We start from the raw sequence: 18,101 nt of genomic DNA, 5'->3' as shown, positions 1-18,101 counted from the left end.
GGCCCGGCCCCCGAGAGGACCGAGCCCTTCATGCGTTACACGGCGTGAGCCGGTGCTTCAGACGGACGCGGGCTTGGACTCGGAGTCGGCCGGAGCGGCGGGCTCGGAGGCGGGCGTCTCGGTGGCGGCGGGCTGCTGGGCGGCGGCCTGGGCCTCGCTCTCCGCGCGGGCGCGAGCGGTCTCCTCGGTGCGCTGGTCGCTGGCGGCCATCTCCTCCGGCGTCAGCTCCGTGCGGTCGGCGAGCATGCCCGTCTTCTTCTCCAGGTCCTTGATGGCCCGGCGAATCAGGTCGCGCTCCAGGAGCGTGCGGTTGAGGCGCTTCTCCAGCGCCTTGTACTTGTCCCGCATCAGGTCCAGGTCGTTCTTCGCGGAGGCATAGACGCGCTGCTGCGTCTCCGAGCGGCCCTTCACCCGGCGAAGCTCCTTCTCCAGCTCGACCGCGCGCGAGCGCTCCTTGTTGGCCTGCTGCTCCAGGCGCTCCATCTTCTCGCGGTCCGCGTCGTTCAGCTCGCGGTAGCGGCGCACGCCCTTGTCCTGCTGCGGCGCGGCCTCGGCGGCCGGGGTCACCGTCACGGCGGCGGCCACGACGGGCTCACCCTCCTTGGCGGGGGCGGAGATCTGCGCAGCCGGGGCGGGCGTGGCGGGAGCGGCGGGGGCTGCAGCGGGAGCCGGCTGCGGACGGCGGCCGCGCGACTCCGCCTCCGAGCGCAGGCGCTGGTTTTCGGACAGGGCGTGGGCCAGCTCCTCGCGGGTCCGCTCGAGCTGGATGGACGCGGCGCGCTCCACCTCGGCGCGGGCCTTGGTCAGGTCCTGCGAGCCCTTGTCGGACTCCTTCTGCTCGAAGAGCTTGCGCTTGGCCTGCTTGAGCTGGTCCTTCACGTCCTGCAACTGGGTCCGCTGCTCGTCCAGCTCCTTCTGCTTCCGCTGGAGCTCCGCCTCCGCCTTCGTGCGCCGCTGCGACTCGGACTCGAGCTCGTTGCGGAACGCGGGCGCGGAGGAAGAGGAGGACGGGAGCGCGGCCTGTTTCGAGCCGCCAAAGAGCAGGATGCCGAGCGTCACGGCAAACCCGATCGATACGAGGATGAGTGCAACCAGCACGGGGACGACCTCCACTGGGAGATGCAAAAAGCGGGGCAGCCTACCGTCAGACATAGGCACGTCAAGGGTCCACTGCCGGACGGGGCTCCTTCGGGGCCCTGCATGCCCTGCCTCGCGAAAGATTGCACTCGGGAAATCAGCCCCCGTCCTGGAGGGCAGGGCCTTCCAGCGCCCTCGGAGGGCCGTGAGGCGGGCGGGCCATGGGATAGATAGGTGTCATGCCGCACCTGGAGCTGAGCCCCAAGACGCACGTGTCGAGCTTCCGCAAGCTGGCCATCGGGAGCTGGGAGACGGCGTATGACCCCACGGTCTACGGCACGCTGACGGTGCGGATGGACCGGGCGGTGGCCTACATGGATGCCTTCCAGGCGCGCACGGGCGTGAGGCTCACGGTGACGCACCTGGTGCTCAAGGCGCTGGCGGAGGCGCTGCACCGCTGTCCCGACGCGAATGCGGTGCTCCGCTTCAGCCGCATCTACCTGCGCCACCGCGTCACCGTGTCCGCGCTGGTGGCGAGGCCGGAGGGGAACGGCACGCGGCTGGTGCCCGTGCGCGTGGAGGACGCGGACAAGAAGGGGCTGATGGAGTTGGCGGCCGAATTGGAGGCCGCGGTGCGAGCGGAGCCGGAGGCCCGGCGAGGGTGGCGGATGGTGGAGCGCGTGCCGTCACCGCTGCTGCACCTCTTCACGCGACTGGTGTCGTTCCTCGCGGTGACGCTGAACCTGGACCTGCGCCGCTTCGGCCTGCCGAGGGACGCGTTCGGCGCGGCCGTCGTCGCGGACGTGGGGACGCTGGGGCTGGACATCGCGTATCTGCCGCTGGTGCCCTTCACGCGCGTGCCCGTGTTCCTCTCGCCCGGAGCGGTGCGCGAGACGGCGGTGGTGGAAGGGGAGCGCGTGGTGGTGGGGAAGGTGATGAGCGTGAATGCGTCCATCGACCACCGCTTCATCGACGGCTACCACGCGGGCGTGATTGCCAACACGATTCGGGAGATGCTCGAGGACCCGTTCACCGCCTTCGGGTTGCCGGAGGCGGTGAAGTGACAGCTTGAGATGTCTTAATTTTGAGTCGCGCTAGCAGGCTGTTGACGTGCGTGGCGTGGTCGACGCCCTGCTCATCGTGGCCGTCTGGCTGTTCCAATAGCGCATCTGTATGAAGGAGGTCCCCATGCCCAAGATCATCGGTGCAAACAACCAGGAGCTCAATTCCACCTACACTTTCGGAGCGGAAGGCAGGAACAAAGGGCTGATTCTCAATAGGTGGGGACCGGGCGATACGAACCGCGAGTACGCTCAGGCGATGGAAGTCCTTCTCAGCCGACTGAAAGCGTGTGGGGTCCCCTACGTAAAGGTCTGGGCTGTTTCGAGAGAGCTCAAAGAATATTTTCCCAACGCAGCGCAGCGGGCGATCAGAACCATCGGTTCCGACCGGATCACTCTGTCAGGCCAGGACCCGCACGAGGTGAGGCTGGTTATTGGGAGCGCCGTGGCCGACCTCAAAGTGGACCCAGGTACCAGTGGCGGAAATCGCTACAAGACAGTTTTACTTTACCACCCGCTTGTGAGTGAGGAGTTGTGGCAGCAGCTCGCATCCGGCACGCAAAACGCCGGTGCCTTTGCAGACGTGCTCAATACGCCAACCTCGGACAGGAATGCGCTGGACGAAAAGGTGTCAGCTCTTTTGTCGACCGAGCTGGATATCCCCGAACCCAAAGGAAATAAGCATCCCACGCGCTCGAAAAAAGAGACCGATCAAATTGAGCGTGACCCCCAGGTGAAAGCCTGGGTTCTGCGTCAGGCCAAGGGCACTTGCGAAGTGTGTGAGAAGGAGGCGCCGTTCAAGAAAGAAGACGGTACTCCCTACCTGGAGGTGCATCACCTGCGACTGCTGGCGGCAGGGGGAAGCGACACCGTTGCCAACGTGGTCGCCGTCTGCCCCAACTGTCACATGGCCCTTCATTACTCAGTTGCAAAGGATCAACTTCGCAAGAATGTCTTGAGGAGGGTCGGGCGCCTTAAAGAAGAGTGAGGTTCCGATCGTGGCCGACTGCTGGCACTTGGTCGTCACGCCTCACAGAACGCCAGCGTCCGATGCCGCCAGGCAATCGACGCCCGCACGACGGCACCAGCGGGTTTCAGCCTGATCCAGCGTGCGTGAAAACGGAACGAGGAGATTTGGGGCTGGATAGAGACGGTGGGCAGTTGCCGCAAGACGCGCTTCAAAGGCAGGCAGAGAACACAGATGGCCGCCTACTTCGTCGGAGCTGCCTACAGCCTGCTACGGATGGCGCGGCTGGCGGTCGCGTAGTCCGCAAGGGTCGCACGCTACTGCGGGCGGCCCTAACGAAGTGACGAGCGCTGAAGAGGCGGTCCCGCACGCTCCAACGCAGACTTCTTCAATAGCCTGCGAGCATGTCGGTTGGTCAACAAACAACCAGGGGACCTCTTCGTCAGTACGCGTACTCCCAGCCGCCCGTACCGTGAGCCTTGTAGCCACCCGCGCGGGCCCCCATCTCGCGCAGCCTGCGCACGCGCTCCGGAATGGGCGGGTGCGTGGAGAACAGCGCCATGACACCGCCATGGTGCAGCGGGTTGACGATGAACAGGTGCGACGTCGCCGGGGCCCTGTCATAGGGCATCGCTTCCACGCCGCGCTCCAGCTTGAGCAGCGCGTCCGCCAGCGCATCCGGGTCGCCGCACAGCTCCGCGCCCGCCAGGTCCGCGCCGTACTCGCGCGAGCGGCTCACCGCCAGTTGCAACAGCGTGGCGGCGATGGGCGCCACCAGCAGCAGGCCCAGGCTGGCGAAAGCACCCGCGATGCCACCGCCCTCGTCGTCATCACTGCGCGACAGCATGGAGCCGCCGAACCAGAACAGCATCTGCGCCGCGTAGCTGATGACGCCCGCGAGCGTCGCCGCCACCGTGCCGATGAGCGTGTCCCGGTTGCGCACATGGCCGAGCTCGTGCGCGAGCACACCCTCCAGCTCGCGCCGGTCGAGGATGTCCATCAGCCCCGCTGTCACCGCCACCGCCGCGTGACTCGGGTTGCGGCCCGTGGCGAACGCGTTGGGCGTGCGCGTGGGCAGCAGGTACACCTTCGGCTTGGGCATGCCCGCGCGAGCCGCCAGGCGCTCAATCATCTGATGCAGCCAGGGCGCCTGCTCGTAGGACAGCGGCTGCGCGCCGTGGATGGCCAGCGCAATCCGGTCGCTGAACCAATAGGAGCCGAAGTTCATCACCACCGCGAAGAGGCCCGCGAACATCAGCCCCTGCGCGCCGCCCAGCCGCTCGCCGATGAGGAGCACGAGCGCCGTCAGCCCCGCGAGCAGCACCGTCGTCTTGAGGGCATTGCCGAGCCGGTGCCACCCACCACCGCTGAATCCGCCGCGCGAGGAATTATGGGTCCCGCTGTAGGCCATGGCCGTCTCGTTCCTTTCGCCCGTCCCGGGGGCTTCAGAAATGTAGACAGGGTGGCAGGTGCGGCAACGGAAGCGGGCGGCCCGCGAGGGGGCCGGGCCTGCTCACGGAACAGGCGGGAGTCCGAGCGCTCCTCAAAGATAGAAACGGTCCGTCGCGCCAGCCGTACGCTGGAGGATGGCACTCCAGCCCAGCCACACGTCGATGCCGCTCTTCCCGGCCGAGGCCTCCTCGCCGAGCGCCCCCAGCGAGCCCGTGCAGCCCGCCACGGTGCAAAGCCCCGAGTCCGTCAGGTGCTCCAGCAGCACGCGCAGGGTAGGCATGCCGCGCGACTCGAAGCGGTCCGACACGTCGTCACGCCCGGCGAAGTCGGGTTCGTCCAGCGCGCCTTTCAGGAAGCGCTCCAACGCCCACCAGAAGAGGTACACCTCCGCCTTCCGGCCAGAGGCGACGGCCGCCGCGGCGATGGAGAGCCCCTGGTGTACGCGGTCGTACTCTCCGCTGTGCAGGAAGACGACCACCTTCGACGACGGTGTGCTCACAGGGGCCTCATACCGTCCACAAGCGGGCCTCGTCCATTCGCGCTCACGGGGCGACCACTCGGGGCCCTTTGTCTTGCGTCCCTGCCCCGCCGCTTGCTAGGAAACCCACGGGCATTCAGGCACTTACACGTTTCTAGAAGTTTCAGCGGACCGGGTTCGGCACGATGACCGAGGACATCACAGCCAGGCGCAAGGATTCCCATCTGGACCTCTGCGCCACGGGTGATGTCGAGCCCGGGCAGAACAGCACGCTGCTGGAGTGCGTCCGTCTGGTCCACTGCGCCATGCCGGAGATGGCGGTGGAGGACGTGGACCTGCGCACGCCCTTTCTCGGCAAGACGCTGAGCGCGCCGCTGCTCGTCACCGGCATGACGGGCGGGACCGAGCGGGCCGGCGCCGTCAACCGCGACCTCGCGAGGCTGGCCGAGCGCCATGGGCTCGCCTTCGGCGTGGGCAGCCAGCGCGCCATGGCGGAGGACGCCTCGCGCGCCGCGTCGTTCCAGGTGCGGCAGGTGGCGCCCACGGTGGCGCTGCTGGGCAACATCGGGCTGTACCAGGCGGTGCGGTTGGGCGTGGATGGGTCGCGGCGGCTGATGGATGCCATTGGCGCGGACGGGCTGGCGCTGCACCTCAACGCGGGCCAGGAGCTCACGCAGCCGGAAGGGGACAGGGACTTCCGCGGCGGCTACCGCGTGGTGGAGGCGCTGGTGCGCGCCTTCGGCGACCGGCTGCTGGTGAAGGAGACGGGGTGCGGCATCGGCCCGGACGTGGCGCGGCGCCTCACTGAATTGGGCGTGCGGAACATCGACGTGTCCGGCCTGGGCGGCACCTCGTGGGTGCGGGTGGAGCAGCTGCGCGCGTCTGGCGTGCAGGCGGAGCTGGGGGCCGAGTTCAGCGCGTGGGGCATCCCCACCGCGGCGGCCCTGGCCACTGTGCGGCGGGCCGTGGGTCCGGACATCCGGCTGGTGGCGAGCGGAGGCATCCGCACGGGGTTGGAAGCGGCCAAGGTGCTCGCGCTGGGCGCGGACCTGGCTGGCATGGCGCTGCCGCTGTTCCGCGCGCAGCAGGCCGGTGGATTCGAAGGGGCGGAGGCGGCGTTGGGAGTCATCCTGGCGGGCCTGCGGCAGGCGCTCGTCCTGACGGGGAGCAGAAGCTGCGCTGAACTCTGGCAGCGGCCCCGGGTGGTGACTGGAGAGTTGAAGGATTGGCTGGCGGCCCTGTAAGGCAGGCCCGCAGCGAAGTGGGGAAGGAAGAACATGTCTGAGACCGTGACGTCCCGGCTCGCCGGGTTCCACAAGCTGCCGATGGAGGAGCGCCTCGCGCAGCTCGCCCGGATGTTCCGGCTCACGCCCGAGGAACTGCTGCAGCTTCGCGGCACCGAGTCGCTGGAGCCCGTCCTCGCGAACCAGATGATTGAAAACGCGGTGGGCACCTTCTCCCTGCCGCTGGGCCTGGGCCTCAACATGCAGGTCAACGGGCGCGACTACCTGGTGCCCATGGCCGTGGAGGAGCCGTCCGTCGTGGCGGCGGTGTCCTTCGCCGCGAAGATCGTCCGCGAGGCGGGTGGCTTCACCGCCGAGGCCGACGACTCGATGATGATTGGCCAGGTGCAGGTGACGCGCTACGGCGACCCGACGGTGGCCACCGAGCGCATCCTCGAGCACAAGGAGCAGATCCTCGCGCTGGCCAACAGCTTCCACCCGTCCATGGTGGCGCGTGGTGGTGGCGCCCGGGACGTGGAGGTGCGCGTGCTGCCGGCGCCGGAGGGCCCGCGCGGCGAGCCGCTGCTCATCGTCCACATCCTCATCGACACGCAGGAGGCGATGGGGGCCAACCTCATCAACACCGTCGCCGAGGGCGTGGCGCCGCTCATCGAGCAGATTACGGGCGGCAAGGTGTACCTGCGCATCCTGTCCAACCTCGCGGACCGCCGGCTGGCGCGCGCCATGTGCCGCATTCCGCTGGCGCAGCTCGCGGACTTCAACATGCCGGGCGAGGAGATTGCCGAGGGCATCGCCCAGGCCAGCCGCTTCGCCGAGGCCGACCCGTACCGCGCCGCCACGCACAACAAGGGCGTGATGAACGGCATCGACGCGGTGGCCATTGCCACGGGCCAGGACTGGCGCGCGATCGAAGCCGGCGCGCACGCGTTCGCCTGCCGCGGAGGGCAGTACCGGCCGATCTCCACGTGGTACCTGGAGGAGGGCCACCTCGTGGGCCGCATCGAGCTGCCCATGGCGCTGGGCACGGTGGGCGGCCCCATCAAGGTGCACCCGGGCGTGCAGATGGCGCTGAAGCTGATGCGCACCACCAACGTGCGCGAGCTGGCCATGGTGTTCGCGGCGGTGGGCCTGGCGCAGAACTTCGCGGCGCTGCGGGCGCTGGGTAGCGTGGGCATCCAGAAGGGCCACATGGCGATGCATGCGCGCTGCGTGGCGGTGACGGCGGGGGCTCGCGGCCACTGGGTGGAGAAGATTGCCAACCTCCTGGTGAAGGCCGGCCACGTGAAGGTGGAGAAGGCCCGCGAGCTGCTGGCCAGCCTCCCGGCCGAGGACGACGCGGCCATCACCGGCACCAACGGCTGAGCCGTGGCACCTCGCTCTTCTCCACCGCTGACGGCGTTCGGCGCCGGCAAGGTCATCCTGCTCGGCGAGCACAGCGTGGTGTACGGCCACCCGGCGCTGGCCGGGCCGCTGACCCAGGGCGTGACGGCGCACGGGGTGCCGGCGAAGCAGTGCCAGCTCGCGCTGCCGCCACACCTGAGCCGCGTCCAGCGCGCACAGCTCACCGCGGCCTTCGCTCGCGCGGCGGAGGCCACCGGCTCGCCGCCGGTGAAGGTGTCGCTGGAGGCGGACCTGCCGCTGGCGGTGGGGCTGGGCAGCTCGGCGGCGCTGTCGGTGGCGTGCGCGCGGCTGCTCCTGAAGGCCTCCGGGAAGGAGCCCACGACGAAGGACGCCGCGCGCGTGGCGTGGGCCATGGAGCAGGAGTTCCACGGCACGCCGTCCGGCGTGGACCACACCACCAGCGCCGAGGAGCAGCTCGTCCTCTACCGCCGCAAGCCGGGGACGACGGTGGGCAAGGGCCGCGTGGTGGACAGCCCGAAGCCGCTGCACGTGGTGGTGGCGCTCGCGGGTGAGCGCAGCCCGACGAAGGCGACGGTGGGCGCGCTGCGCGAGCGGCAGGCGAAGTGGTCCGAGCGGTACACGCGCCTCTTCACGGAGATTGGGCGCGTGGCCTCCGAGGGCGCGAAGGCGGTGGAGGCGGGAGATTTGGAGGCGCTGGGTGACGCGATGAACGTCAACCAGGGCCTCCTGGCGGCGCTGGGGCTGTCGTCCCCGCCGCTGGAGGAGATGGTGTACCGGCTGCGGGGGCTGGGTGCGCTGGGCGCCAAGCTCACCGGAGCCGGCGGAGATGGTGGGGCCGTCATCGGCCTGTTCCTCGAACCCGAGCCGGCGGTGAAGAAGCTGACGCGGCTCGGCGTGCGCTGCTTCAGCAGCCAGCTCGCGGGTCCGCGGGCGTAGTGAGTCCTGTCATGAAAGCGACTGCCCTGGCGCATCCGAACATCGCCCTCGTGAAGTACTGGGGGAAGCGGGACGAGGCGCTCATCCTGCCGCATCAATCCAGCCTGTCCCTCACGCTGTCGCCGCTGTCGGTGACGACGACGGTGGAGTTCGGCGTGGGCAACGACGCCGTGGAGCTCAACGGCCACACGGCCCGGGGCAGCGAGCGCGAGCGCGTGCTGCGCCTGCTGGAGTCGGTGCGCGCGGCGGCGAAGAAGGATTTGGGCCCCGCGAAGGTGGTGTCGCGCGGGGACTTCCCGATGGCGGCGGGCCTGGCGAGCAGCGCGGCGGGCTTCGCGGCGCTGGCGGTGGCGGGGCGCGCGGCGGCGGGGCTGCCGGCGGACCCGAGGGCGGCGAGCATCCTGGCGCGGCTGGGCAGCGGCTCGGCGTGCCGCAGCGTGCAGGGCGGCTTCTGTGAGTGGCAGCGTGGCGAGCGCGCGGACGGCGAGGACAGCTTCGCGGTGCAGCGCTTCGACGCGGCCCACTGGCCGGACCTGCGCATGGTGGTGGCGATTCTCGACCGCGGCGAGAAGGAGGTGAAGTCGCGGGACGGGATGAAGCACACGGTGGACACCAGCCCGTACTACCCGGCGTGGGTGCAGGACGCGGAGAAGGAGGTGCCCCAGGCGCGCGAGCACATCGCGAAGCGCGACTTGCAGGCCCTCGGCGAGCTGTGCGAGCGCAACGCGTGGCGGATGCACGCGACGTCCCTCGGGGCCAACCCGCCGCTCTGCTACCTGAATTCGGGGACGCTGGCGCTCATCCAGAATCTGCGTGAGCAGCGGAAGAAGGGCATTCCGGTCTGGTTCACGCTGGACGCGGGGCCCAACCCGGTGCTGCTGACGGACGCGGCGCACGAGGTGGCGGCCGAGGCACTGGCCCGCGCGTGTGGCGCGCTGGAAGTGGTGCGCTGCGTGCCGGGCGGTGACGCGGAGCTGAAGTCGGAGCACCTGTTCTGATGGAGCGCGCCCTCTCCGCCCCAGGGAAGCTGTTCGTCTCCGGTGAGTACGCGGTGCTGTGGGGCGGCGTGTCGCGCGTGGCCGCGGTGGCGCCGCGCACGGCGGCCTACGTGCGCAGGCGCCATGACTCGCGCGTGCACGTGTGCCTGGAGGAGGGGACGCTCGGAGGGAGCACCACGCCGCTGGGCGTACGGTGGGAGCGCGAGGTGCCGGCGGGGTTCTCCTTCGTGGCGCGCGCGCTGGACGAGGCGCTGCGTGCCCACGGCCGCGCGAGCCCGGGCTTCGACCTGGCGGTGGCGCCGTCCGCGGTGGGACCGAACGGGCAGAAGCTGGGCATGGGTGGCAGTGCGTGCGCGACGGTGCTGGCGGCGGAGGGCGCGCGCTACGTGCTGGAGGAGCGCTACGACGCGCTGAAGCTCGCGCTGACGGCGCACGCGCTGGGGCAGGGCGGGAAGGGCAGTGGCGGAGACGTGGCGGCGAGCTTCGCGGGTGGGCTCCTGCGCTACCGGCGCTATGACGTGGCGCCGCTGATTGAAGCGAGCAACGCGGGCCGGCTGCGGGCGGCGCTGGCGGAGTCACCGTCGGTGGACGTGTGGCGGCTCGCCGTGCCGCGCGTGGCGATGGCGTATGCCTTCACGGGTGAGAGCGCTTCCACACGCGTGTTGATTGCGCAGGTGGAAGCGCGGCTGGAGGAGGCGGGCCGGCGCTCGTTCGTGGAGCGCTCGGATGCGCTGGGGCACGTGATTGAGGACGGCCTCGGTGGTGGAGACTTCCGTGCCTTCTCCGAGGCGGTGAAGGCGCAGCACGCGCTGCTATTGGAGCTGGGGCCGCTGGAGACGGAAGGCATGCGCCGGGTGCTCGCGATGGCGGCGGCCTACGGCTGCGCGGGGAAGCTGTCCGGTGCGGGCGGTGGGGACGGATGCATCCTGTTCGCCCCGGACGTGCAGACGCGCACGGAGCTGTGCAAGGGATTGGAGGCGCGTGGCTTCCATACCCTGACACTGGACGCGGAGCCCGGTGTGCGCGGCGAGGCGCAGGTGGACGCACGGCTGCGCAATTGGGTGGACGCGCTGGGCTGAGTCGCTCGGAAAAGCGTGGGTGACAGGTTCGAACGCCTCCGGGGTTTGAACGTCACACACCCCTTCCGAGAGGTTTTCAGCCCATGTTGAACCGTCGCTCGCTCCTCCAGGCCAGCCTTGGCCTGACGGGGGGACTCGCCCTGCTGCGTGCAACTCCTGCCCACGCCGCGCCTCGCTCGACGCCCACTGCGTCACCCGATGCGGAGCCGCGCCCCTGGTACGAGATGGGGATACTGGAAGACCCCATCATGGAGAGTCAGCTCCTGCACTTCCTGGCGGGGACGTACAGCGCGCAATCGGACATCGGCGAGGTGCTCGATACCGCGAGCCGCATTGTCGCGGGCGATGACTGGAACTGGCCCACGGAGTGGGTGAGCACGGCCGACCGGATTCGCGCCATGGGCGACGCGAGCCACGCGAAGGGACGCCGTCACAGTGCAGGCAATGCCTACCTGCGCGCCGCGAACTACTACCGCGCCGCGCTGATTCACCACCCCGAGCCCGGACACCCGAGCGTGCTCGACACGGGACGCAAGGCCGTGGATGCGTACAACAAGGCCATCTCCTTGCTTCGGCTTCCTGCGACGCCAGTACGGATTCCGTACGAAGGCACGACGCTGCCCGGCTACTTCTTCCGCAGCTCGTGCGCGCACGGCCATGCGCCCCTGCTCGTCTTCCAGCAGGGACGCGACGCGTGGCCGGAGGAGTCCAAGTATGTGATTGATGACGCGCTGGCGCGTGGCTACCACTGCCTCATCGTCCATGCGCCGGGGCAGGGCATGGCCGTGCGCGAGCAGGGGCTCGCCTTCCGGCCCGACTGGGAGAAGGTGATTACGCCCGTCATCAGCTTCGCCACGCGAATCTCCGGTGTGGACCCTCGTCGCATCGCGCTGCTGGGTTGGAGCATGGGCGGAGCGCTCGTGCCGCGCGCGGCCGCGTTCGAGCACCGCATCAAGCTGCTGATTCCGAACCCGGGTGTCCTGAACTGGGGGCAGGCGTCGTTCGACCAGTTCAACATGTACTTCCCGGACATCATGGCGCTGCTGGACCAGGACCCGCAGGCGTTCGACGCGGCGATGGCGCAGCTCATGGAGCAGGTGTTCCTGTATCGCTGGTACATGCGGGACGCGATGTTCAAGCACGGCGCGAGCTCGCCGTCGGACCTGCTGTTCAAGCTGCGCGACTTCAACAACGAGCCCGTCGTCCAGCGCATCCGCTGCCGCACGCTCGTCATGGACGGCACCGCCGAGGCCTTCACCGTGGGCCAGGCGAAGCTGCTCTTCGACGCGCTGACGTGCCCCAAGGACTACCTGCTCTTCACCGAGGAGGACACGGCGCAACTGCACTGCCAGGAAGCCGCGCAGGCCGTGGCCAATCACCGCATGTTCGATTGGGTCGACGAATACATCTGAGTCATTCGCGCCCCGAGTCATCCCTCGCCCGGCCGTCCTGCGGCCGGGTGTTGTGTCGACAATTCAATGATTCGCGTTCTTCACGTTACCTGGTTGCGGCTGTCACGCCGTGCCACGAGCAGCGGGTCTGCAAAACCCCTGCCGAGGTCTCATCCACAAACAAAAGGGGACAACATGAACGCGAAGCGAGTCGTCCGCGGTGTCGCTGTGCTGGGGCTCATCCTGACGGGGTGCGGTGGACCGGAGACGGAGGAGTTGGCGGCTCCGGAGCTGGGGAGCACGGAGCAGGGGCTCCAGCTCATCACCAACAGCAGCTTCGAGGCTGCCCCAGCCGGTAGCTACAACTACACGGTCCTCACCACGGGAGCGACGACGCTGACGAACTGGACCATCGGCGGCAGCATCAAGGTGATGCACAGCACGTACAAGGCGGCGAACACCGGCACCAAGTCCGTGGACCTCAACGGTATGGGCGCGGGCAGCATCTCGCAGACGATTCCCACGGTGGTGGGGGCCGGGTACACGGTGAAGTTCTACGTGGCCAACAGCCCGGGCTGCACGGGCGTCAACCGCTCCGCGAAGATTACGTACGGCCCTTCGACCGCGAGCTTCTCCAACACGCTCGCGGGGTGGACCCTGAGGACCTACGTGTTCAATGCCACGAGCACGAGCTCCCTCATCAAGATTGAGAGCACCTCGACGGGGGTGACTTGCGGCCTGGCCATCGACGACGTGACGGTGGACGGTCCGTGATTCACGCGTAGGAACACGCGCCCGGGAGGAACCTCCGTGCTCCTCCCGGATGCGTGACGCGCCCTCAGAACATGTGCCCGAACGTCAGGTAGAACCGCCGCGCTCCGGTCTCCTCGGGGCGAAGCGCTCACTCGTACCTCCACCTTCGAGGTCAGTGGCACCTCGAGGACTCCGGGAATCGTCCTCATCTTTCGTGTGCTGCCGTAGCGTCGGGCACCCGAAGATAGAGGGCCCAGCATGACACTCCGGAAGGTCGGTGCCGTTCTCCTGGTGCTGCTGACTGCTTGTGGCGGCGCTCCGCGTGCCTCGCGGGCTTCATGGGAAGTCCGCGAGGGAGGCGCGGGAACGGCCCGGTTCGGTGTGGCTGTCGTATCTCCACAAAGCGCGCCTGTGTCGCCGGTAGACGTGGATGAGGACGAGTTCACGGAGGCGGTAGCGAGATTGGCGCGCGAGGCACGGCCCATCGCCCGCCCTCAGGAAGAGGCACGGCGGTTGTTCGCGGAGGCTCGCGAGGCTGCGGCGCGGGAGAACGGCGAGCGCGTCTTCCGCCTGGCGCCGGTGAACGTGAGTGCCTCTGCGTCGCGGGCCGAAGCGGAGCTGACGCGCGAGTACCTGCGCTGGTGCGAGCGGACGCAGGGCGGAGGTGACTGCCTGCGCCTGCTGGTGGACGGGCCCACCGTGCGCGGTGATGACCGGTATGCCCTGGCGCTGGCGATTTCACTGGGCTCGGTGATGGCGGAGACGAAGGAGGCGCTGAAGGGGATGGTGCAGCCGTCCGCCGTGCTTTCGATGCTGGTATGGACAGCCGCCCTCTATCTCACGTTGTGGGCACTACCAGACCCGCTGTCTAAAGGCGTCGCGGCGGTGATGACCGTGGCGCTCCTGGCGTGGCTGGGCGTGGACACGGTGTGGAGCATGATGCGCGGCTGGGTCCAACTCGTGGAGGACTCCAACCGGGCCACCACGTTCGATGAGTTGAGCGACGCCGGAGAGAGGTTCGGCCGGGTGATGGGCGAGAACACCGCGCGCGTATTGGTGATGGTGGCCACGGCGGTCCTCGCGGGCTCGGTGCCGAAGCTGGCGAAGAAACTGCCTGCACTGCCCGGCTTCCAGCAGGCGGCGGTACAGGCGGAGGCCCAGGGAGGAGTCCGGCTCGCACAAGCCGCCGAGGTGGAGTCGGTGGCGGCCTCGTCCGAGGGCACCTTCTCCGTGGTGATGAAGAGCCCCGGGAGCCGGGCGAGCACGGCGGCCGCGGAGGCAGAGGCCACGGTCACCGCCATCATCCGGCATCAGGGTGGAAACCGGCAGGTCATCACCAACGGGCAGCGCTGGCACGTGCCCGCGAACAAACCGCTGAAGGACATCCCAGCGACGGGCTCGATGGGAGATCGGCTTCAGGCCGCTGCTGCTCGCAGCGCCGAGCGTTGGAGCGCGCGAGGCCCTGACGCTGATGAGCTCATCGCCATCCAGCGTGCCGCGGCACAGGGCAAGTCATGGTTGGCGCGACTGTTGGAACGTCAGGCCAGAGGCCGCTTCGTGGAGAACGAGCTGCGGCGGCAGTTCCCCGAGTTGCAATGGAGCCGCACCGGAGTCGACGCGGTTGATCCCATGACAGGGTACAGATACGAAGTTCTCTCCGGAACGGCCTCCAATCTGGCTCTCCATGGACAGCGCATGGCCAACGCCCTGTTCCGGATGATTACCTTCTGAGCACGTCGTCGGCTTGAGGCACCATGATTCAGTTCCGAGACACCGAGCTCGTGAACGAGCGGCTCGAGTTGAACAGCAAGACCGAGCACTACTACCTCGGTCATCACCTGACCCTGCGGAACTGCACACTCGTCATCGGGGTACCCGCCAACGCGCTGACCATCGCCAGGACGCGCATCATCGACTGCTCCATCGAGGTGAAGAAGCCGCTCAAGAACTTCCGCTGGGACGAGGCCTTCGTGAAGGGGTGCCGCTTCACGGGCGCACTCATCGGCAATGACTTCGGGCGCTGGCCGGACTCCGAAGCAGGTGGCATCGAGGACTGCGACTTCACGGGCGCGCAATTGGACGGCTGCCGGTTCATCGGCTGTGACGCCGGCACCCTACGGCTTCCCACCTGGCCTTGCTTCACCCTGCTGGAACCCGCTCGGAGAAGCCGTGAGCTGGCGACCCTCTCGTGGCCCGGTCAGCTCGGAATCGTGGTGAGCACGTTCGCGCAGTACCCACCGTCCACGGCGGCCGTGACCTTCTCCGCGACGAGTCTCGCCAAGAAGTTCGGCACGACCGAGGACGCCATCCGTGCCGCGTTGGAGCGGCTGGACGACGTAAGGCTGTAGCTGGCAAGCCCGAGCCCAGGCCGCGCCCTCAGAACATGTGCCCGAACGTCAGGTAGAACCGCCGCGCTCCGGTCTCCGTGGAGCGCGCGTAGTCCATGCGCACGGTGGCGGCGCGCTTGGACAGGCGCAGGCCGCCGCCGATGCCCGGGTGCCACTCGTACCACTTGCCGTCCGGCACGCCCGGGTGCCACACGCGGCCGAAGTCCATGAACACCACCGCGCCCAGCTTCAGGCTCTGCCCGAACATCCGGAACTGCGTCGCCTGGAACCGGAGCTCCGTGTTGCTGAACGCCTTGATGTTCCCCGAGAAGCGGTTGCGTTCAATCCCGCGCACGCTGCTCATCCCGCCCACGCCCTCGGACACATTCACTCCGCCCGTGTTGCTCCACTCGAAGAACGGCACGTCGCCGAACAGCACGTCCAACGTCAGCCGGTGCGCCAGCGTCAGCCGCGACGACAGCTTGAAGTACCGCCGCTCGCTCAGGGTGATGCCCGCGTACTGGTACCTGCTCCCCGTCACGCCGCCCGACACGCGCAGCGCCAGCTCCTCCACGCCGCCCTCCGTCGGGTCCGACTCGTCGTCGCGCGTGTCCCAGAGCACGCCCGCGAGCAGCTGCCCCGTCGAGCCTCCGGCGATGCCCAGCGGCTGCTGCTTCGCCAGCATGGACGTCTCCGCCGAGTCCACGCTCGTGTACCGCCACCCGTAGCCCACGTAGGACTGGAGCGGGTGCGTCAGTCCGAAGGGCCGTCCACGCAGACGCACCCAGAAGCCCGGCGAGCCCTTGTCGAAGTTGTACTTCGGATCATTCACGTCGCCCTTGAAGTCCGGCGCCGACTTGTTGCCCGCGCCGAAGAACGGGCTGCGCAGCTCTCGCCGGTACTCCAGCCGCCCCTCCAGCCGCAGCGGGCCGATGAGCTGCGGCCCGTCGTAGCGCAGGTAGTGGGTCTGCACGCCGCGGCTGCTGAAGAAGACCTGCGCGCCAATCGCGTGCGCGTACGGCGTCTTCCCCGGCGAGTACAGATACATGCCGCCCACGCCGCCGTAGCCGAAGCCGTGGTCCGAGTTGAAGCTCACCAACGGCAGCGCAATCGCATCGACTCCAGTCTCCTTCTTCACGGGCTCCAGCCCGGGCGCGGGCTGTGGAGGCACCACCACCGGGGCGGCACTCAGGCTGGCGAGGATGAGAACGGCGGGTATGAACATGGGGGCCCGGCGTGACGCTTGGGTCGCACGAAAACATCCCGAACTCGAAAGCGGCCCGGGCTGCCTGCCTACCCACCAGCAGAGCGACCTGCTGGCGAAGGCGAGCAGCCCCCCGGGTGCTCATTTTGCCTCGCGGGGGAGGGGAGGCGTCAACGTGAGCGGTGTCATTACCCCAGCCATGCACATGTGGGCCAACGGCCTCGTCCGCCGTATTGGCTCGAAGGTTCCGCCCTCGTCACAACGGAGGCCGAGGAATCTGGTCATCGTCCACCTTGACGGTGTGCCGAAGACCCTCCTGGACGAGGCGATTGTCGCCGGGCGGATGCCGTTTTTCTCGAGCCTCGTCCGCTCTGGCACCTTTCACCTGGAAGACGCGTTCTGGGGCGCGCCGACGTCGACGCCCTATTTCCAGGCGGGCCTCCTGTACGGGATGCGGCACTCCAATCTGCCGGCGTACTCCTGGTACGACCGGGAGCTCGGACGCAAGGTGCAGATGAACACGCCGGCGGACGCGCTGGAAATCGACCAGCGGCTGCGCGGGGCGGGGCGCACCAGCCTGCTCGACGGCGGCGGACACGGGTACTTCTCGCTGTTCCGCGCGGGGGCGAGCAACGCGCTCAGCATGAGCACGCTGGCCAGCTTCAAGGGGATGGCGCGCTCGTTCTCCTACGAGTTCATGGGCCTGTCCGCCGCGCGCACGCGGAGCACGTTCTCCTATCTGCGCTCGCTGGGCATGGACACGTGGCACGCGGCGCGCGAGGTGCGGCACTGGGCGCGCTCCGTCCGCGACTGGCGCCATGAGCAGGGCTTCCTCATGAGCCGCGTCCTCCTGCAGCGGCTGGGCTGGAGCTTCGCGCACACCAAGGCGCTGGTGGACATGGTGCGCGGCGTGCCCGCCATCTACCTCGTCTATGGCAACTACGACGAGGTGGCGCACCGGCGCGGGCCCCGCTCGCAGCTCGCGCTCGACGAATTGCACCGCGTGGACGCGTATCTCGCGGAGCTGTACGCCGTGGCGCGCACCGTGGAGCGGCCGTACGACGTCGTCATCCTCTCCGACCACGGGCACGTGGACAGCCTGCCGCTGGAGAAGCGCCAGGGCCGGCGGCTGGAGCAGTGGCTGTTGGAGGCGGAGGCGCCCTGCCCGCTGTCGGAGGACGTGGTGCGGGGCCTCTGCGACGGCCGAGCGCGCCCGGTGCGGGACACCACTCCGCGCGCGGCCTTCACGCCGGTGGCCATGGAGTGCGGCAACTTCGCGCACGTGTACCTCACCGGCGAGCGCCAGCCGCTGGAGGCGCGGGAGCTGCTCGCGCGCTTCCCGGAAGTGCTCGCGCGCGTCACGCGCAGCCCGGAGATTGGCATCGTCGCGCTGCGGCGGGGCAGCTCCGCGGTGGCGGTGGTGAAGGGCGGCGTGTACGGCCCGGACGAGCTGGAGCGGGCGCCACTGTCCCCGGAGTTCAGCAGGCGCGCGGTGGCGGACTTCCTCCGCGTGCTGCCGTCGATGACGACGGCGGGAGACCTCGTCCTCTTCGGCGAGGCGGTGCAGCGCGGCGGCACCGTGGGCTTCGCCTGGGAGTTCGGCTCGCACGGCGGCGTCACGCGCACGGAGGCGAACAGCCTGGTGGCGTGGCCGGCCAACGCCCCGGTGGACCTGTCCGGCCTGGGCCACTGCGTGCAGCTCCACGAGCGGCTGGCGGAGGCGTACCTGGACCCGGCGCCGCCCCTGAGGCTGGTGCTGTGAGAAGGGGAGG

Annotated in this window: 16 protein-coding genes; 12 read left to right on the top strand and 4 right to left on the bottom strand. The window is 68.9% G+C overall.

What is annotated here, in order from left to right:
- Window positions 1–57 precede the first annotated feature (57 nt).
- Window positions 58–1,098 (bottom strand): cell envelope biogenesis protein TolA, encoded by a 1,041-nt coding sequence (locus tag ACVTJA_RS36360; protein WP_465826792.1) that lies wholly within the window; start codon window positions 1,096–1,098, stop codon window positions 58–60.
- Window positions 1,099–1,316: 218 nt separating this feature from the next.
- Between ACVTJA_RS36360 and ACVTJA_RS36355 the strand changes: the two genes are divergently transcribed.
- Both ACVTJA_RS36355 and ACVTJA_RS36350 read left to right on the top strand, forming a co-directional pair.
- The gene (locus ACVTJA_RS36355; RefSeq protein ID WP_465826790.1) at window positions 1,317–2,141 is read left to right on the top strand and encodes a 2-oxo acid dehydrogenase subunit E2; all 825 of its coding nucleotides are present in this window, start codon (window positions 1,317–1,319) and stop codon (window positions 2,139–2,141) included.
- 124 nt (window positions 2,142–2,265) lie between these two features.
- Complete coding sequence (locus ACVTJA_RS36350) at window positions 2,266–3,126, top strand: HNH endonuclease (protein WP_465826787.1); 861 nt, start codon at window positions 2,266–2,268, stop codon at window positions 3,124–3,126.
- A 421-nt stretch (window positions 3,127–3,547) separates the two neighbouring features.
- Here ACVTJA_RS36350 and ACVTJA_RS36345 read toward each other — a convergent pair whose 3' ends face one another.
- A complete protein-coding gene (locus tag ACVTJA_RS36345) occupies window positions 3,548–4,516 on the bottom strand; it encodes a zinc metalloprotease HtpX (protein ID WP_465826783.1) in 969 nt (322 codons plus the stop codon).
- A gap of 132 nt (window positions 4,517–4,648) precedes the next feature.
- The gene (locus ACVTJA_RS36340) at window positions 4,649–5,035 is read right to left on the bottom strand and encodes a hypothetical protein (protein ID WP_465840607.1); all 387 of its coding nucleotides are present in this window, start codon (window positions 5,033–5,035) and stop codon (window positions 4,649–4,651) included.
- Between the two features lie 185 nt (window positions 5,036–5,220).
- Between ACVTJA_RS36340 and fni the strand changes: the two genes are divergently transcribed.
- From fni to ACVTJA_RS36295, 9 genes are all read left to right on the top strand, one after another.
- Window positions 5,221–6,279 carry a type 2 isopentenyl-diphosphate Delta-isomerase gene (fni, locus tag ACVTJA_RS36335; protein WP_465826781.1) on the top strand — a complete coding sequence of 353 codons (1,059 nt, stop codon included), beginning with the start codon at window positions 5,221–5,223 and terminating at the stop codon, window positions 6,277–6,279.
- A 33-nt stretch (window positions 6,280–6,312) separates the two neighbouring features.
- A complete protein-coding gene (locus ACVTJA_RS36330) occupies window positions 6,313–7,641 on the top strand; it encodes a hydroxymethylglutaryl-CoA reductase, degradative (RefSeq protein WP_465826777.1) in 1,329 nt (442 codons plus the stop codon).
- A gap of 3 nt (window positions 7,642–7,644) precedes the next feature.
- Window positions 7,645–8,577, top strand: coding sequence for a mevalonate kinase (mvk, locus tag ACVTJA_RS36325; protein WP_465826774.1), 933 nt, complete (start codon window positions 7,645–7,647; stop codon window positions 8,575–8,577).
- An 11-nt stretch (window positions 8,578–8,588) separates the two neighbouring features.
- Complete coding sequence (gene mvaD / locus ACVTJA_RS36320) at window positions 8,589–9,575, top strand: diphosphomevalonate decarboxylase (RefSeq protein ID WP_465826772.1); 987 nt, start codon at window positions 8,589–8,591, stop codon at window positions 9,573–9,575.
- Complete coding sequence (locus ACVTJA_RS36315) at window positions 9,575–10,654, top strand: mevalonate kinase family protein (protein WP_465826769.1); 1,080 nt, start codon at window positions 9,575–9,577, stop codon at window positions 10,652–10,654. The genes mvaD and ACVTJA_RS36315 overlap by 1 nt, the downstream gene beginning before the upstream one ends.
- A gap of 248 nt (window positions 10,655–10,902) precedes the next feature.
- Complete coding sequence (locus ACVTJA_RS36310) at window positions 10,903–12,066, top strand: alpha/beta hydrolase family protein (RefSeq protein WP_465826767.1); 1,164 nt, start codon at window positions 10,903–10,905, stop codon at window positions 12,064–12,066.
- 174 nt (window positions 12,067–12,240) lie between these two features.
- On the top strand, window positions 12,241–12,819 hold the full coding sequence (locus tag ACVTJA_RS36305; RefSeq protein ID WP_465826764.1) for a DUF642 domain-containing protein: 579 nt from the start codon (window positions 12,241–12,243) through the stop codon (window positions 12,817–12,819).
- Between the two features lie 237 nt (window positions 12,820–13,056).
- On the top strand, window positions 13,057–14,529 hold the full coding sequence (gene sitA5 / locus ACVTJA_RS36300; protein WP_465826760.1) for a SitA5 family polymorphic toxin: 1,473 nt from the start codon (window positions 13,057–13,059) through the stop codon (window positions 14,527–14,529).
- 23 nt (window positions 14,530–14,552) lie between these two features.
- The gene (locus ACVTJA_RS36295) at window positions 14,553–15,146 is read left to right on the top strand and encodes a hypothetical protein (protein WP_465826758.1); all 594 of its coding nucleotides are present in this window, start codon (window positions 14,553–14,555) and stop codon (window positions 15,144–15,146) included.
- 28 nt (window positions 15,147–15,174) lie between these two features.
- On the opposite strand, the gene omp85 is transcribed toward ACVTJA_RS36295, so the two are convergent.
- Entirely contained in the window at window positions 15,175–16,350 is a 1,176-nt protein-coding gene (omp85, locus tag ACVTJA_RS36290; RefSeq protein ID WP_465826754.1) for an Omp85 family outer membrane protein, read from the bottom strand.
- A gap of 178 nt (window positions 16,351–16,528) precedes the next feature.
- Between omp85 and ACVTJA_RS36285 the strand changes: the two genes are divergently transcribed.
- Entirely contained in the window at window positions 16,529–18,091 is a 1,563-nt protein-coding gene (locus ACVTJA_RS36285; RefSeq protein WP_465840605.1) for an alkaline phosphatase family protein, read from the top strand.
- Window positions 18,092–18,101 lie beyond the last annotated feature (10 nt).

Source organism: Pyxidicoccus sp. M6 (assembly GCF_055568925.1).
This window is presented reverse-complemented; position numbering and strand designations above follow the sequence as displayed.

Excerpts from the sequence above, each read along its gene's own strand:
- ACVTJA_RS36355 (WP_465826790.1), top strand. The coding sequence starts at position 1,317 with ATGCCGCACCTGGAGCTGAGCCCCAAGACGCACGTGTCGAGCTTCCGC.
- ACVTJA_RS36350 (WP_465826787.1), top strand. The coding sequence starts at position 2,266 with ATGCCCAAGATCATCGGTGCAAACAACCAGGAGCTCAATTCCACCTAC.
- ACVTJA_RS36345 (WP_465826783.1), bottom strand. The coding sequence starts at position 4,516 with ATGGCCTACAGCGGGACCCATAATTCCTCGCGCGGCGGATTCAGCGGT.
- fni (WP_465826781.1), top strand. The coding sequence starts at position 5,221 with ATGACCGAGGACATCACAGCCAGGCGCAAGGATTCCCATCTGGACCTC.
- ACVTJA_RS36330 (WP_465826777.1), top strand. The coding sequence starts at position 6,313 with ATGTCTGAGACCGTGACGTCCCGGCTCGCCGGGTTCCACAAGCTGCCG.
- mvaD (WP_465826772.1), top strand. The coding sequence starts at position 8,589 with ATGAAAGCGACTGCCCTGGCGCATCCGAACATCGCCCTCGTGAAGTAC.
- ACVTJA_RS36315 (WP_465826769.1), top strand. The coding sequence starts at position 9,575 with ATGGAGCGCGCCCTCTCCGCCCCAGGGAAGCTGTTCGTCTCCGGTGAG.
- ACVTJA_RS36310 (WP_465826767.1), top strand. The coding sequence starts at position 10,903 with ATGGAGAGTCAGCTCCTGCACTTCCTGGCGGGGACGTACAGCGCGCAA.
- ACVTJA_RS36305 (WP_465826764.1), top strand. The coding sequence starts at position 12,241 with ATGAACGCGAAGCGAGTCGTCCGCGGTGTCGCTGTGCTGGGGCTCATC.
- sitA5 (WP_465826760.1), top strand. The coding sequence starts at position 13,057 with ATGACACTCCGGAAGGTCGGTGCCGTTCTCCTGGTGCTGCTGACTGCT.
- ACVTJA_RS36295 (WP_465826758.1), top strand. The coding sequence starts at position 14,553 with ATGATTCAGTTCCGAGACACCGAGCTCGTGAACGAGCGGCTCGAGTTG.
- omp85 (WP_465826754.1), bottom strand. The coding sequence starts at position 16,350 with ATGTTCATACCCGCCGTTCTCATCCTCGCCAGCCTGAGTGCCGCCCCG.
- ACVTJA_RS36285 (WP_465840605.1), top strand. The coding sequence starts at position 16,529 with ATGCACATGTGGGCCAACGGCCTCGTCCGCCGTATTGGCTCGAAGGTT.